This window comes from Pseudomonas sp. LBUM1674 (assembly GCF_059695635.1).
The window spans coordinates 6,228,359-6,244,801 of the sequence record NZ_CP166779.1; the positions used below are offsets into that span (position 1 = coordinate 6,228,359).

A 16,443-nucleotide genomic window follows, 5' to 3' on the forward strand; every position below is an offset into this window, starting at 1 on the left:
GGGTTCTGTTATGTCGTCATTTGCCTTGATTCCGGTGCAGCAGCATTGAAATAAAAGCCATTACTGCCCACACTGCGCTCAAATCATCACCAAAATGGGCATGAGTGATTTATCGTCCTTCCTCCTGCCCTTTCACTAACACGAGCTTCCATGACTGAAGAAATTGAAACACCCGAGAGCGAACCCAAAGACCGGAAATTCGTCGAGGCGTTGAGCCGGGGTCTCGAAGTGCTGCGCGCCTTCACTCATGGCAGTGTCATCCGTGGCAATCAGGACATCGCACGGATTACCGGTCTGCCAAAAGCAACGGTGTCGCGCCTGACCTACACACTGACCCAGCTCGGCTACCTGAGCTATAATCAGGACGTGGAAAAGTACCAGCTCGACTCGGGCGTACTGGCGCTGGGTTATGCGTATGTCAGTAACCTGCGAGTGCGTCAGTTGGGCAAGCCCTACATGGACGAATTCGCTCGCCGCACCAACACCACCGTCGGCCTCACCTGCCGTGATCGGCTGTCGATGATCTACGTGGAAAGCTGCCGCCCGCCCGAAGTGGCCAGCCTGCGCATGGACGCGGGCGTGCGCTTGCCCCTGAGCACGACGGCTGCCGGCCGTGCCTACCTGGCAGCCACCCCGGAAAACGAGCGCGCGCACCTGATCAGTGAAATTGCCAAGAAGGCCGGTGACGAATGGCCAGCCCTTGAAACATCGCTGAAAGAGTCTTTTCTCGAGTATGAGGAATTTGGCTTTTGCCTGTCCCTCGGCGAGTGGGACCGCAACATTAACGCCGCCGGCGTTCCGTTGCGCCTGGCTGATGGCAGCATTATGGCGTTAACCTGTGGTGCGCCCAATTTCCAGTTGCCGATTGATACCCTCAAGAACTCCCTAGCCCACCAACTGGTGATGCTGGCGCGGGACATCGAAAGCCTTGGCGCCTGACGCTCAGCGAATCCAGAAGCCGCCGGTAACACTCTTGCCGGCGAGTTTTTTGGATAAAGCCTGCTGTCCCATTTTCGGATGCCATGGCGCGCAACTCGCCGTGGCTGCGAGGCACGTACCCACTCAGTCAGGGCGGGCGATAAGGTGTTTGGCCAGTGCATGATAAGCCGGCAACGAAGTGGGGTTGAGGTGCCGGCTCGACGCGAGCGGGTGCGAACCGTAGCGGGCGATTACCATCTGCGCCATTGGGTCAATGTAGATGACCTGCCCATGGATGCCGAGCGCCGCATACGCGCCGTGCTCGTTGTGGGAGACCCACCACATGTCGCGGTAACTCCAGCCTGGCATGGTCGTACCTGCGCCTGCAGCCTGCGCGAATAATTGGCGGTCCCCCCCTTTACGGATATCGTCGATCACGGCCCCGGGAATGATTTGCTGACCGTTGAACCTCCCATTCAGGCGCATCGCCTCACCAAAACGCGCCAGGTCGCGTAACGTGGTGTTGAGTCCACCACCGGCAAATTCGTTACCTACGGAGTCGACCATGAAGTAGGCATCGTGCTCGGCACCTAGTTTTGACCAGATGCGTTCGGACATATTCTCGCCTACCGATTTTCCGGTTACGCGGCGGATCACCCAGCCGAGCACATCGGTATTGACCGTCTTGTAGGCGAAGGCCTGGTCGTGCTCGCCTTCTTTCTTCACCGTCTGGAGGAACTCATAGAATGTTTGCGGCCCTTGGTATGCCTGTGGTCGAACGCCCATACCGCCCGCGCGTGTATGTGCCCAGATTTCGGCTTCTGGGTCGGCGTAGTTCTCCGAAAACTGAATGCCCGTTGTCATGTCGAGCACCTGGCGTATCGTCGCGTCGCCGAAGCCTGTGTTCTTGAGCTCGGGCACGTATTGGGAAACGGGAGCGGACGGGTCGAGCTTGCCCTCGGCGATCAGCGCCATCCCCAGGGTGCCGAAGAAGGATTTGGTCACCGACATCGCGATATGGTGGCCGGTCGGCTTGAGCACACCAAAGTAACGCTCGGAAATTATGCGTCCCTTGTGCAGCACGACGATTCCATCCGTGTAGTTGACATCCAGCGATTGGCGCCAGGTCATGGGCGTGCTGCTGCCCATTGGCATGAAGCTGACCTCATCGAGATCGTTGCGTTCGGCACGGGGCAGCGGAGCAATCGGCCCTTCGCCACGACTGACGCTAGAGGTCGGCAGTATTTGACGAAAGTTCGAGAAGGCCCATCGCAGTTGTGGGAAGCGGTAGTAGCTGCCATCGGCATGTCGAATCACCTTATCCGCCGGTGGCGGCGAGCCCTGCATCCAACCAAGCACCGCCGGATCACTCGCCTTCGCATCGGGAAACTGCGGTGCCCCATCTTGAGCCAGCAGCGGTAAGGGCAGGCCGCCAAGCGTGGCAACGAACCCCGTCTTGCACAGTACAGATAGGTATTTCTTATTCATTGAAAGTCTCCTGCGTATTTCGCATCCGCCTAAGTCGCGCAGTGGGCTGGCGGTGGGGTAGCGGAACGAAGCGGCGGCGTACCAACTTGGGTGGTCGCATGAACGCTCATGCGCTTGCGCGGGGTAACCTCGCCATGGCGAGCCGCATATCCTGCTCGAAGCGAGCGATGATTATGGCCAGTGATTCGATGCGATCGACGAAGGCCAGTGAGTGGCCGGCGGCAAGCAGCCCTTTCGACCAATCGCCAGTGACGTAGGCGTTGCGGCCGATATGCCCCGCTACAAGTGGCATCAGATCCTGAATGGTCACGTTAAGGTTTTCCGCTTCTATTGCTTTGACGGCTGCTGTGGTCTCGTTCCGCAGCGTACGGACGGTGTTACGAACTGTTTGCATGGTCAACTCGGTATCGGTCGGCAGTGCTTCGACCAGACGCTGCTTGTAATCGCGGTGAGCCCAGATCTCATCGGCAACTACAAAGCGCGTTCCTACGACTACGCCGGCTGCTCCCATCGCCAGGGCAGCGATAACCTGTGAACCGCGGCCGATGCCACCTCCGATCAAGTAAGGAATGTCGAGGCAACTCTCAGCCCAGGCCGCATTGACATAAGTGCCTACCATATCGAGGCCGGGGTGCCCCCCGCATTCGCCGCCCACGATAGCCACCGCGTCGACACCCATTTCAGCCGCCTTAACCGCATAGCGTACGGCCGGCACCTTGTGCAGCACCTTGACGCCAGCACCCTTGAGCAGCGGCATGAATTCTTCGGGGTTGCGCCCTGAAGTCTCGACAAAGCGCACTCCTTCGTCGATGACCGTCTCGAACACCTCGCGGGTCCTGTCGCCAGGCACCAGTTTGGGTAGCATGGAGACGTTGACGCCAAAAGGCCTACCAGCGCAGAGGTCGCGGCAACGCCTAATTTCGTCGCGTAATGCCTGCCGTTCGGGAAAACTCGCGGCGGTAATAAAGCCGATTATGCCGGCATGTGCAGCAGCGGCGACATAGCTCGCATCGGCGAGCCACATTAGACCACCAGCAACTATTGGCAGGCGGATGCCGAACAGTTCAGTCGCGGGAGTGGAAAACAGACCATCGCTCATATTCAGTCGCCTCTGTGTCGCAGACAGGTGGGAGTTGGGTGTGCGTTTGCTCAAGGCTGAGTAGTGAGTAAGTGTCACGGATAACAAGTCTTCAATATCTGCGGAAGCCTGCTATTTGGCTGAGCGGCTAGTCCCACAACGACAAACAATTTCGTTTTCCACTCATCTGGTTCCGCACAGCAAAATATTGTTCTGAAATAATTATCACTGAAGACACTTGGAACCGCAAGTCCAGGGGAATGCTGCATCTCCGTAACGGAGGAAGGTGGCGGTTTTGGAACAGGAGCTACCAAGCAACACCCTTGGACCCAGGAGCGGGTTGCGGCGTGAGGCTTGGGCATCTCAGGTGTCCTGGCGATATGCCGAGCGACCTTTGCATTCGTTCAAATGAAGGGCGATTACATCAAATGGGGCTGTGCGGGGGGCTGGAGCGGCGGCAAAGGAGACCCTGCGGCGTCAAAAAATCACACTTAAGTATGATCTTCAGAATCCAACTTTCGAACACTTATCACACCCCCTTTCGATTAAGTAGCTTCTGTCGGCGTTCCGCTACAACCACAATGGAGTGCCGTATGACAATTACAACAAGGCCAGAAATCCTACCTCCACACCACTTGGCATTGGCTATTGCCCTGGGAATTGCCGTTAGCCCGGTCCATGCCTCCACCTTCAAGCTCGGCGAAATCGAGGGGCAGTTCGACTCCTCGCTGTCGATCGGCGCCAGTTGGTCGATGCAGGGTGCTGATCCGAAATTGATCGGCCCTAATAACGGTGGCGAGGGAGCGTCAAATACAGGCGATGACGGTCGAGTCAACTTCAAAAAAGGCGAGACCTTTTCGAAGATATTCAAAGGCATCCACGATCTGGAACTCAAATATCAAGATACTGGCGTGTTCCTGCGCGGCAAGTATTGGTATGACTTCGAGTTGAAGGACGAGAGTCGCCCGTTCAAAGACATCGACGACCACAACCGTAAAGTGGCGGCTCGATCCTCCGGATCCGAACTGCTCGATGCCTTCGTCTACCACAATTACAACATTGCGGATCTGCCGGGCTCGGTGCGTCTGGGCAAGCAGGTGGTCAGTTGGGGGGAAAGCACTTTCATCCTGAACTCGATCAACGCAATCAACCCGATCGACGTCGCCGCCTTCCGCCGCCCGGGCGCGGAAATCAAGGAAGGTCTGATTCCAGTCAACATGTTTTATGTGTCACAGAGCCTCACCGACCAGTTGAGTGCAGAGGCCTTTTACCAGCTGGAATGGGACCAGACGGTGGTGGACAACTGCGGCACCTTCTTCTCCTCCAGCGATCTTCCTGCCGATGGCTGTAATGATAACTTCCGTGTGCTGTCCCCCAACCTCGCGGGGCTCGAGCCCATTGCCGCAGCGTTTGGCCAGGGCTTCGACGTCAATACCGAGGGTGTGTTGATACCCCGCTCGGGTGATCGTGACGCGCGGGACAGCGGCCAATACGGCATCGCTCTGCGCTGGTTGGGCGACACCGCCGAATACGGTGCATATTTCATGAATTACCACAGTCGTCAGCCCTACTTCAGCACCCAAACCGCCTCCTCTGCGACCTTCGCAGCGCTACCGCGCATTCTTGCCGCGACGCCAGCGCCCTTTCGCACTGCTCTGGGGGCGGCCACCGGGCTGGCCAATGGCAATTACTTTATGGAGTACCCGGAGGACATCCAGCTCTACGGCTTGACCTTCTCGACCAACCTGCCTACGGGAACCGCTTGGTCCGGGGAGATCAGCTACCGGCCCAACGCCCCGGTGGATCTCAATAGCAACGATGTCACCAATGCCCTGCTCAATCCAATTAGCGGCGGCTCTCTCTCGCCTATCGCGAGCGGCATCGGCGCGGATAACACCGGTTATCGTCGCAAGGAAGTTACCCAGGCGCAGACCACCCTCACGCACTTTGTCGAACAGTTCATGGGCGCCAACCGCCTGACCCTGGTGGGTGAGGTCGGCTGGCACCATATCGGAGGACTGCCCGAAGCCACCGGAGACGACCTGCGATTTGGTCGCGCCAGCGTGTTCGGCAGCTTCGGCGCAAACGGCGACGTCCACGGTTTCTATACCTCCGATTCCTGGGGATACCGGGCGCGCGCCATCTGGGAATACAGCGATGTCTTCGCCGGCATCAACCTCAAGCCGAACCTGGCCTGGTCACACGATGTGGACGGTTACAGCCCTGTGTTCAATGAAGGTGCTAAAGCCATCAGCGTCGGTTTGGATGCCGATTACCGTACTACCTACACCGCCAGCCTGTCCTATACAGACTTCTTCGGCGGCGAGTACAACACCTTGGTCGATCGCGATTTCCTCGCTTTCAGCCTTGGCGTGACTTTTTAACCGGCATCACGGAGGAAACACTATGAAGACGAAAAGCGCCCTCATCACCGCGCTGACCCTGTCCCTGCTCGGTGGTAGCGCGTTGGCCGCCGTCTCGCCGGAGGAGGCGGCCAAACTGGGCAACACCCTGACCCCGCTCGGTGCGGAGAAGACAGGCAATGCTAATGGCAGCATTCCGGCCTGGACCGGTGGAATCTCCAAGGGCGCCGCCAAGGTGGAACCAAACGGATTCCTTGGCGATCCCTTCGCCAGCGAGCAACCCCTGTTTGTAATCACCGCGCAGAATATCCAGCAATATCGCGATAAGCTCTCCGAAGGCCAGTTGGCGCTATTCAAGCGCTATCCCGCGACCTACAAGATGCCGGTCTACGCCAGCCACCGGACGATGTCGGCTCCCCAGGCAATCAATGCGGCGGCGATGAAAAGCGCGCAAGCCACCAGCCTGATGGAAGGTGGCAACGGCTTGAAAGGTTTCAACGACAGCCGCTATTACGCCTTCCCGGTTCCACGGACTGGTCTTGAAGTGGTATGGAACCATATTACCCGCTACCGAGGAGGTAATCGCAAGGGGGTCTCCATCTTCGCCGCGCCTTTGGCCAATGGCGACTTCACACCGGTCAAGCTCGAAACTCAGGTGGCGATGCCACCGACTATTACCGGTCTGACTCCCGAAAAGGCCGAGAACATCCTGCTGGTGTACAAAGAGAGAAACCTTGCACCGGCACGAATGGCGGGGAATGTGCTGCTGGTGCACGACTCATTGGACCAGCTTCAGGAGCCGCGCATGGCCTGGCAGTATAACCCCGGCCAACGCCGGGTGCGCCGCGCGCCGCAGGTGGCGTATGACGGCCCGTCGGGCATCGACGGTCTACGCACCTCGGACAATGTGGACATGTACAACGGCGCGCCGAATCGCTACGACTGGAAGCTGGTCGGCAAGCGCGAGCTGTACATCCCCTACAACAACTACCGGTTGCACTCACCCAAGCTCAAGTACAAGGACATCCTCAAAGCCGGCCACCTGAATCAGGATCTGGCGCGCTACGAGTTACACAGAGTCTGGGAGGTAGAGGCCACGTTGAAATCCGGCGAACGCCATATCTATGCCAAGCGCCGCTTCTTCATTGATGAGGACAGCTGGTATATCGCCGTCTCCGAGCACTATGACGGCCGTGGTCAGTTGTGGCGCGTCGGCGAGGCCATGCTGATGCACAACTATGAGGTGCAGAGCATGGAAGCCGCCACCCAGGTGCTGTCCGACCTGATCTCTGGACGCTATATCGCCGGACTGAGCAACGAAGAAGAGAGATACGTCGAGTACGGCATTCCGGCTACGATGGCCGAATACACCCCTTCCGCGCTGCGCAGTGCCGGCGTGCGTTAGCAATAAAGTCGCTCTAAATAGTCGATGCGGCGACCCCAAGGGGTCGCCTTTTTTATGCGCAGTTCCGATAGCGCGGCATAATGGCGCGGAGCGGGTCGTCTGGACCCGCGAAACAATAAGAAAAATGGGTGAGATCAGGACGATGTCCGACGAGACGTGCAACATTATTCCTATAGCAGGGTCCTTTCCTCCACGTCTTGTGCTCCCCCGCTTGCCGCTGGCGCATGTGCCCCGTCCACGTCTGAGTCAGCGCTTGCTGGCCAGCGATTGCCTGCTTACTCTGGTCTGTACGCAGGCCGGTTTCGGCAAGACCGTGCTGTTGAACGAGTGTGCACGTCAGGCAGGCCCCTCAACCCGACTGGTCTGGCTCGATCTGCTGGGGCATCCGCTGAGCCCTGCCGAGCTGCTGTCACGCCTGGCCGGTGCCCTGCAGTTACCGCATGGCGACGGTGATCCTTATGCGGAGTTGACCCAGTTGCTCAGCCGAGTCGAAGGCCCCTTGTGGATAGTGCTCGACGACTATCCCAGACTGCCCTGTAACGAACTGGATTCCTGCCTCGATCGTTTGCTGGAGCGATTGCCGCATACACTGCGCTGGTGGATCAGCGGGAGGCGGCGACCCGCGTGGAACCTACCGCGCCTGCTGTTGCAGGACGACTTGCTGGAGCTGGGAGCGGATGATCTGGCGCTCGATCAACATGAGCTGGACGCGCTGTTGTTCAAGCGTCAGATTCAATTATCCGTCGAGCAAAGTGCTCAGTTGCTTCAGCAGAGCGAAGGCTGGTTGGCCTGCATTTGTTTGCTGTTGACCCAGGGCGAGGCGAACAGCGTCCTTGAGCGCCTCACCGCTAGCCCGCCGCTGCTTCAGGAGTACATCGCGCGCGAGGTACTCGCCGGTTTGCCTGAACCCTTGCTCCAAGGCCTCAGTGTGCTGGCCCGTATGCCCAGATTTTGCTCGGCGCTCTGTGATCACTTGATGGAGCATGAAGGCGGCGCACGAGTACTCGATGATTTGCTTCAACGTCAGCTATTTCTCCGTGGACTGGACAGCCGCAACGAGTGGTTACGTCTGGCCTATCCTCTGGCGACGATGCTCGGGCGTAAGACCGCCAGCCAATCAATGCGGCGTCTTCATATTCGTGCCAGCCACTGGTTTGCCCGCCAGGGTGAAGTGCGTGACGCGGTGGAACATGCCCTGTGGGCGGAGCAGCCGGACCTGGCAGCGGGCTATCTGCAACGCTACGGACAGGATCAGTTGCTGGTAGGACGCAGTGGCGCACGCTTTCTAGAATGGCGTAACGAACTACCGACTGAGCTGTTCACCAGCACACCACGTATGATTCTCCTGCAATCCTGGGCGTTGATCATGTCCTCGCGGTTGGATGAGGTGGATCCCTGCCTCGCGGACCTGGCGCGCTTTTTGCCCCAGCCAACGCCGCGCCGCCAGCAACAGCTGCTGGCGCAATACCAAACCGTCCAGGGTGTTCTGCAGCGGATGCTGGGCCACCGAGGGGCTCGTCGGCACTGCCTTGAGGCTTTGCAGGTGCTGGTTCCTTCAGCGTGGGCGCAACGTATCCTGTGCTACCAAATGCTGAGCCAGCACGCGCTGGCAGAGGGCGACCTGAAGGCTGCCGATCACTTCAATCATGAAGGCCTGAGTCTGGCCGGGCGCAGAGGCAATCAGCCGTTCGAGGCCTTGCTCAGCATCGAGCGCGTGCACCTGTTAGCGATGCATGGCGAAACGGAGCGGGGGCTGAAGCAGGTCGAGCAATTGCTGCAAGAAATGCCTGAGGCCGGCAAGCGGGGGCCAGTGCTGGTGCGACTTTTGCTGCTGCGCGGCAGGTTGCTGGCCAGCCGTGGTGAAGACGACGGGGCCAAGGCAGCTTTGCTTAGCGCACTGGATGAGGCTGAACGCTGCAAGGAGGCATACTTGCTTTTCGGCTATCAGACCCTGTCTGAGCTGGCTATAGAGCAGGGGGACTTCGACCGAGCCCAACAGTTGCTTGACACGGCCGAGCGGCAAATGCGTTGGCTGCAGGTCCCGGAAGAGCGTTATCGCATGGTGCTGCTTTTTGCCCAAGGCGAGCTCTGGCTGCAGCGGGGCGAGACACAAAAAGCACACAACAACTTCACTCAAGTGCTGCAGTCTTTGCGCGATGGGGATCTGTTGGGGCCTTCGGGGTTCTACGAACTGCCCCACCGCGCAAGCCTGCTTCTCGCCCAGACCGAGCTTTGCCTTGGCCGAGCCGATGTGGCATTGCCTGCCTTGCGCACGTTGGAGCAGGAGTGCGGCAGAAGGGGCTTGCGTAGTCTGGCTTGTGAATGTCGGTTCGTTATTGCCGAGGCGCTGCGAGTGAGTGGGCAAAGGAGGGCGGCTAACGATCAACTGCGCCAGGCACTGGCCGAGGCAGAGCGGCTGGAGCTGCTGCAGCCGCTACGGATGCTGTACCGCCGCCAGCATAACTGGCTGGAGCAGATGCTACCCGCTCCAGCGGAACGCCAAGGTTGTCTGCGTCTTCTCGATCCCTCCCGCCTGAAGTCGCCGTTAAGCAAGCGGGAACAAGCGGTGTTGAGCTTAATCGCTCAGGGTTGTTCCAACCAGCAGATCGCTGAGCAACTGTTCATCTCGCTGCATACCGTGAAAAGCCATGCCCGTCACATCAATGTCAAACTTGGTATCGAGCGCCGCACCCAGGCCGTGGCGCAGGCCAAAGCGTTTGGCTGGCTGGATTGAGTTGCTAGCCACCAGCGAACCGATCGCAGGCGAGGTCAGAGCAACCTTTCGAGTTCCGGTACGGCTTCGAACAAGTCCGCTACCAGGCCGTAATCGGCCACCTGGAAGATCGGCGCTTCTTCGTCCTTGTTGATCGCAACGATCACTTTGGAGTCTTTCATGCCGGCCAGGTGCTGGATCGCGCCGGAGATACCGACCGCTATGTACAGCTGTGGCGCAACGATCTTGCCGGTCTGACCGACCTGCATGTCGTTGGGTACAAAACCTGCGTCGACCGCGGCGCGGGAAGCGCCAACGGCCGCGCCCAGCTTGTCGGCCAGGGCGTACAGGTGTTTGAAGTTGTCGCCGTTCTGCATGCCGCGACCGCCGGAAACCACGATTTTGGCAGCGGTCAGTTCCGGACGATCGGACTTGGCCAGCTCTTCGCCAACGAAGCTCGACGTGCCGGCATTGTGCGCAGCCGCAACCGCTTCAACGGCAGCCGAACCACCTTCAGCGGCAACCGGGTCGAAACCGGTGGCACGCACGGTTATGACTTTGATTGCCGCGTTCGACTGAACGGTGGCGATCGCGTTACCGGCGTAGATCGGGCGCTTGAAGGTGTCAGCGCTTTCGACCGAAATGATCTCGGAGATCTGGTCGACGTACAGCTGCGCAGCAACGCGCGGCAGGATGTTTTTACCGTTGGAGGTCGCGGCCGCCAGGATGTGGCTGTAGCCAGCGCCCAGCTCGGCTACGAGCGGAGCAACGTTTTCCGGCAATTGGTGAGCGTAGGCGGCGTTGTCTGCCACCAGCACTTTGGCTACGCCCGCGATTTTCGCGGCGGCTTCAGCCACGGCGCCAACGTTCTGGCCCGCTACCAGCACGTGGATATCACCACCGATTTTGGCGGCAGCGGCGACGATATTCAGGGTGGCCGGAGCCACTACTTTGTTGTCGTGTTCAGCAATAACCAAGATAGTCATTTAGATTACCCTCGCTTCATTCTTGAGTTTTTCAACCAGTTCAGCCACCGACTTGACCTTGATGCCCGCGCTGCGTGCAGCAGGCGCTTCGACTTTCAAGGTTGTGTTGGTGGAGGCAGTGGAAACGCCCAAAGCGTCCGGAGTCAGCACTTCGAGAGGCTTCTTCTTGGCTTTCATGATGTTTGGCAGGGACGCATAACGCGGCTCGTTCAAACGCAGGTCGGTGGTGACGATGGCCGGCAGTTTCAGGGAAACCGTCTGCGCGCCGCCGTCGACTTCGCGAGTCACGGCAACGCTGTCGCCGCTGATTTCGACTTTCGAGGCGAAGGTGCCCTGACCGTAGCCGCTCAGTGCAGCGAGCATCTGGCCAGTCTGGTTGTTGTCGCTGTCGATGGCTTGTTTGCCAAGGATCACCAGCTGCGGCTGTTCCTTGTCCACGACAGCCTTGAGCAGCTTGGCAACGGCCAGGGAAGTCAGATCTTCAGCGGATTCGACGAGGATGGCGCGATCGGCACCCAGAGCCAGCGCGGTGCGCAGTTGCTCTTGGGCGGTGGTCGGGCCGATGGAGACGACGACGATTTCAGTCGCAACACCTTTCTCTTTCAGGCGTACGGCTTCTTCCACTGCGATTTCGCAGAACGGGTTCATCGACATCTTGACGTTGGCGAGGTCGACGCCGGAATTGTCCGCCTTGACGCGAACCTTGACGTTGTAGTCGACCACTCGCTTGACTGCGACGAGGACTTTCATTCAATACCTCCGTATTTTAAACAGTGAAACCTGTGCCTGGGGGCACACAGAACCTAAGCCCAACGTATCCCTTTGAAACGGGCTTGCCCGATAGCGTCAGCACACTCAACACCATCGTTGATTGACCCATTGCTAGCGTCGGCAAACCCGCTCTCACCTTGGTCTCCGTTTATAGAACAGGTTCAGGCCGCATCGAGCAGAGCTGAATAGGCCTGCAGGTGATAATCATCGTCACCAAACTCATGGCTGAGCATCACCAGGCGCTTGGCGTGGTGCGCCAGAGCGTATTCCCAAGTCATACCGATCCCGCCATGCAGTTGGATCGCTTGTTCGGCAATGCTGCGCGCGGCACGGGTGACAATGAACTTGGCGGCCGACAGGGTCCGGCTGCGCTCGTCACTGTCAGCTTCATTGGCGCTGTACGCGGCCAGAATCGCCATGCTGGTGGCCTGGTCCAACTCGGTGCGCATGTCCACCATGCGGTGTTGCAATACTTGGAACTGACCAATCGCTACACCGAACTGCTGACGGGTTTTCAGGTAGTCCAGGGTCAGGCGACAAGCTTCCTGCATGCTGCCCAGCGCTTCGGCACACTGCGCTGCAATCGCCCGACCTTGCTGGTAACGCAACGCCGACAATGCATTCGCCGGCTCGCCGAGTACGTACTGCGCGGATACCCGCACCTTGTCCAAGTACAAATCGCAGCCTGTGCGGCCATCCACGGTTTGGTAAGTGCGACGTTCGACGCCAGGGGCTTGCGGGTCGATCAGGAACAGGCCAATTCCCAGATCGTCACGACTGTCACCACTGACCCTGGCGCTGACCAGAATCAACCCGGCCTGATGTCCACCGATCACCACTGCTTTTTTCCCGGTCAGCGTCCAGCCTTGGGAGTCTAGGCAGGCGCGGGTCTGCACATCGTTCAAGTGGTAGTGACTCTGAGGCTCCTGAAAGGCAGTAGCGATTAGCAATTGTCCACTGGCCACCCGTGGCAACAGATCTTGATGCTGCGTCAGATTACCGAGCTGCATGATCAACCCGCCCGCGTAAATCACCGACTGCAAGTAGGGTTCCAGGCACAGGCCACGGCCCAGCTCGGTCATCAGTAGCATCGTATCTACACCACTACCGCCAAAACCACCGAGTTCTTCCGGGAAGGGCACAGCCGTCAGCCCCAGTTCACCGAGCTGTTGCCAGAACGTGTAACTGAAACCTTCCTTACTGGCCGCGTACTGCTGGCGGGCCTCGAAGCTGTAAGCGTCGCGCACCAGACGAGTCGCCGTGTCTTGCAACATTTGCTGCTCTTCTGTCAGTTTGAAATCCATGATTAGCCCCCGTTACAGTTCAAGAATCATCTTCGAGACGATGTTTTTCTGAATTTCGTTGGAGCCGCCGAAGATCGACAGCTTGCGCAGGTTGAAATACTGGCTGGCCAACGCAACGCTGTAATCGGCGTGCAGCGGTTCGCCCGGGTAATCCAGGTCCTGCTCCTCCTCCAGAAACGGCAAGGCATAAGGACCGATCACCTTGCGCAGCAGGTGACTGATGGCTTGGCGAATTTCAGTACCCTTGACCTTGAGGATCGAACTTTCGGCACCGGGTACGCCGCCTTCCTTGGCTGCGGCAAGGATGCGCAAGGTGCTCATCTCAGTGGCCATCAGTTGCATTTCCACCTCCGCGACCTGAGCCCGGAACAGTGAATCGTCGAGTAAGGGTTTGCCTGCGCTCATTTGCAGGCGGGCAATACGCTTAAGGTGCGCCAGCGCCGCCTTGGACGCGCCAATCCCAGCCAGGCCGGTACGCTCGTAGGTGAGCAAGTATTTGGCGCAGGTCCAGCCGTGGTTTTCCACGCCGACCAAATTCTCGACCGGGACTTTCACGTTGTCGAAAAACACCTCATTGACTTCATGTTCGCCCTCGAGGGTGATGATTGGGCGCACGCTGATACCGGGGCTGTTCATGTCGATGAGCAGAAAGGAAATACCGAGCTGCTTCTGCGCCTGCGGGTCGGTGCGCACCAGGCAGAAAATCATGTTGGCGTGCTGACCCAGGGTGGTCCACGTCTTCTGGCCGTTGACGATGTAATGATCGTTATCTCGCACCGCCCGGGTATTCAGTGAAGCCAGGTCGGACCCGGCACCGGGTTCGGAGTAGCCCTGGCACCACCAGTCTGCGCCGTTGAGGATACGCGGCAGGTAATAATCCTGTTGTTGTTGCGTGCCAAACTTGATCAACACCGGAGCGACCATGCTGACCCCGAACGGAATAGTTCGCGGCGCCCCCATCCGGGCGCATTCCTCTTCGTAGATATGCTTTTGTACCGGCCCCCAACCGGTGCCGCCAAAGGCCACCGGCCAGTGAGTTGCATACCAGCCCTGTTCATTCTGAATCGCTTGCCAGCGCAGGTGGTCGGCTTTCGACAAGTGCTTGCTGAGGCGCACCTTATCCGCCAGGTCCTGGGGCAACTTGTCCTTCAGGAACGCCCTGACCTCATCGCGAAACGCTAATTCTTCAGCCGTAAAATGAATGTCCATTGTATTTCTCCAAGCCATTGAGAGACCGTGAAGCGTGCCGTTAATCGTGTTTCCAATCAGCGAAGCGCCGGCCTTCTGCGGCCAGTTTTTCGAGCAGCGAAGCGGGCTCCCACCAGGCGCCAAAGCGTTGGTGGAATTCGCGAATGCGGGCCAGCACCTTGTCCAGGCCCAGGCTGTCGGCATAGAACATCGGACCGCCGCGCCATGCGGCAAAACCGTAGCCATTGAGGTAAATCACGTCGATGTCACTGCTGCGCTGGGCAATGCCTTCTTCGAGGATCTTCGCTCCCTCGTTGATCAGGGCGAAGATGCAACGCTCGACGATGTATTGATCACTGAGGCCATGTCGCTCGATGCCTTTCTCTCGGGAAACCGCCTCCAACAATGGCAACAACTCCGGGTTCGGCTCGGGACGGCGCGAACCAGAGGCATAGCAATAGAAACCCTTGCCAGTCTTCTGCCCGAGCATGCCAGCCTCGCAAAGCTTGTCGAGCACGCCGGGCAATGGATAGTGCGATGGCAGGCTTTCCCGCTGACGCTTACGAATGCTCCAGCCGATGTCCAGTCCCGAAAGGTCGCGCATGGCATGAGGGCCCATGGCCAGGCCAAAGTGGCGCAGGGCAGCATCCACCTGCTCAGGAGTGGCGCCCTCCTCCAATAGGAACTCGGCCTCCCGGCCATATTGAAAGATCATCCGGTTACCGACAAAACCATCACAGACGCCCACTACCACCGCGACCTTGTTGAGGGTTTTGCCAAGGTGCATCACGGTGGCTAACACTTCCAAGCTAGTGTCCCGTCCGCGTACCACTTCCAACAGGCGCATGACGTTGGCCGGGCTGAAAAAGTGCAAACCGACCACGTCCTGCGCCCGTGAGGTGAAACCGGCAATGACGTTCAGGTCCAGTGAGGAGGTGTTGCTAGCCAGAATCGCGCCTGGCTTGCAGACCCGATCCAGACGCTCGAATACCTTGCGTTTGGCTTCCAGACTCTCGTACACCGCCTCGATGACCAAATCTGCTTCGGCCAGTTCCTTGTAATCCATCACGCCGTGCAGCAGTGCCAAGCGTTGCTCCATCACTTCAGGGCTAAGGCTGCCACGGTCGACGCTGGCGGCGCAGGTCTCTCGTGCCCGTTGCAGAGCCCGTTGCAGGGCTTGTTCGTTGACTTCCAGCAGCATCACCGGAATGCCACTACTGACAAAGCTCAACGCAATGCCAACGCCCATGGTCCCGCCGCCCACCACACCCACGCGGTCGATGACGCGCACTGCGGTTTCTTTCGGCAAATCTGCAATGTGAGCGCATTGACGCTCGGCGAAAAAAGCGTGTACCAACGCCGCCCGTTGTTCAGAAACGAGGCATTCCTGGAACAGTTCCCGCTCACGCTCCAAGCCCTCGGCCAAGGGGAGAAAAGCCGCTGCTTCGACGGCTGCAATGCAACGTGGCGGAGAAAAAGCCTCCGGCATCCGCTTTGCTACTTCGGCACGTTTGGCCGCGATCAGCGCGGTGTTATCGGCTCCATCCAGTGCGGCAGTCTGTTCGCCGGTGCGCCGCACGCCCATGGACTCCTCGAGCATCCGCCGGGCAAACGCGATCCCGGCCGCACGCGGATCGCCTTCAAACAATTCATCGACAATGTGGAATTCCAGGGCTTGAACGGCATCGACAGGCGCGCCGGAGACAATCATGTCCAGTGCCTTGTCCAGGCCTGCCAGACGCGGCAATCGTTGCGTTCCGCCTGCCCCTGGCAGCAGCCCCAGCTTGACCTCCGGCAGACCGACCCGGGCATCGCGACGGGCAATCCTGTAGTGACAACCTAACGCCAGCTCGAGACCTCCACCCAGGGCCGTACCATGAATCACCGCGACGCAGGGTTTGTCACTTTGCTCATAGGCGTTGACTACGTCCGGCAGACTCGGCGCCTGCGGCGGATTGCCAAACTCCTTGATGTCCGCGCCAGCTATAAAGGTTCGGCCGTCGCACAGCAATACCAGAACTTTGACCTCGGTATCGCTCCGTGCCGCGTGAAAGGCACGGAGTAAGCCTTCACGCTGGGCTTGGCCGAGCGCGTTAACCGGAGGGTTTTTCAGGGTAATAAGAGCAATCTGATCTTGACGCTCATAGTCAACGCTGGAATTCATCTGAACCTCAATATCCCGATTTTGAATTTTGTTCCGCTGTGCAGAACCAGAAACCGATAATATCA

The 16,443-nt window shown here is 58.9% G+C and carries 11 protein-coding genes; 4 read left to right on the top strand and 7 right to left on the bottom strand.

All coding sequences use genetic code 11. The features are described from left to right. Nucleotides 1-150: 150 nt before the first annotated feature. On the top strand, nucleotides 151-939 hold the full coding sequence (locus ACA067_RS28570) for an IclR family transcriptional regulator (RefSeq protein WP_497459521.1): 789 nt from the start codon (nucleotides 151-153) through the stop codon (nucleotides 937-939). 123 nt (nucleotides 940-1,062) lie between these two features. Here the strand turns inward: ACA067_RS28570 and ACA067_RS28575 are convergent, their stop codons facing one another. Then, nucleotides 1,063-2,406, bottom strand: a complete 1,344-nt coding sequence (locus tag ACA067_RS28575) for a serine hydrolase domain-containing protein (protein WP_497459522.1) — start codon at nucleotides 2,404-2,406, stop codon at nucleotides 1,063-1,065. 106 nt (nucleotides 2,407-2,512) lie between these two features. Beyond that, complete coding sequence (locus ACA067_RS28580) at nucleotides 2,513-3,505, bottom strand: NAD(P)H-dependent flavin oxidoreductase (RefSeq protein WP_497459523.1); 993 nt, start codon at nucleotides 3,503-3,505, stop codon at nucleotides 2,513-2,515. Between the two features lie 572 nt (nucleotides 3,506-4,077). Here ACA067_RS28580 and ACA067_RS28585 point away from each other — a divergent pair. The 3 genes from ACA067_RS28585 to ACA067_RS28595 all read left to right on the top strand — a co-directional run bounded on the left by ACA067_RS28585 (nucleotide 4,078) and on the right by ACA067_RS28595 (nucleotide 9,986). Then, a complete protein-coding gene (locus tag ACA067_RS28585; protein WP_497462861.1) occupies nucleotides 4,078-5,868 on the top strand; it encodes a DUF1302 domain-containing protein in 1,791 nt (596 codons plus the stop codon). Nucleotides 5,869-5,890: 22 nt separating this feature from the next. Next, nucleotides 5,891-7,252 carry a DUF1329 domain-containing protein gene (locus ACA067_RS28590; RefSeq protein ID WP_497459524.1) on the top strand — a complete coding sequence of 454 codons (1,362 nt, stop codon included), beginning with the start codon at nucleotides 5,891-5,893 and terminating at the stop codon, nucleotides 7,250-7,252. Nucleotides 7,253-7,478: 226 nt separating this feature from the next. Next, a complete protein-coding gene (locus tag ACA067_RS28595; protein WP_497459525.1) occupies nucleotides 7,479-9,986 on the top strand; it encodes a LuxR C-terminal-related transcriptional regulator in 2,508 nt (835 codons plus the stop codon). A 35-nt stretch (nucleotides 9,987-10,021) separates the two neighbouring features. On the opposite strand, the gene ACA067_RS28600 is transcribed toward ACA067_RS28595, so the two are convergent. The 5 genes from ACA067_RS28600 to ACA067_RS28620 form a co-directional block, all read right to left on the bottom strand. Next, on the bottom strand, nucleotides 10,022-10,951 hold the full coding sequence (locus ACA067_RS28600; RefSeq protein WP_497459526.1) for an electron transfer flavoprotein subunit alpha/FixB family protein: 930 nt from the start codon (nucleotides 10,949-10,951) through the stop codon (nucleotides 10,022-10,024). Continuing rightward, nucleotides 10,952-11,701, bottom strand: a complete 750-nt coding sequence (locus tag ACA067_RS28605) for an electron transfer flavoprotein subunit beta/FixA family protein (protein ID WP_497459527.1) — start codon at nucleotides 11,699-11,701, stop codon at nucleotides 10,952-10,954. Between the two features lie 182 nt (nucleotides 11,702-11,883). After that, nucleotides 11,884-13,026, bottom strand: a complete 1,143-nt coding sequence (locus tag ACA067_RS28610) for an acyl-CoA dehydrogenase family protein (RefSeq protein ID WP_497459528.1) — start codon at nucleotides 13,024-13,026, stop codon at nucleotides 11,884-11,886. 12 nt (nucleotides 13,027-13,038) lie between these two features. Then, nucleotides 13,039-14,235: an acyl-CoA dehydrogenase family protein gene (locus tag ACA067_RS28615; RefSeq protein ID WP_497459529.1), complete on the bottom strand. Its 1,197-nt coding sequence runs from the start codon at nucleotides 14,233-14,235 to the stop codon at nucleotides 13,039-13,041. Nucleotides 14,236-14,275: 40 nt separating this feature from the next. Continuing rightward, nucleotides 14,276-16,378: a 3-hydroxyacyl-CoA dehydrogenase NAD-binding domain-containing protein gene (locus ACA067_RS28620; RefSeq protein WP_497459530.1), complete on the bottom strand. Its 2,103-nt coding sequence runs from the start codon at nucleotides 16,376-16,378 to the stop codon at nucleotides 14,276-14,278. Between the last annotated feature and the right edge of the window lie 65 nt (nucleotides 16,379-16,443).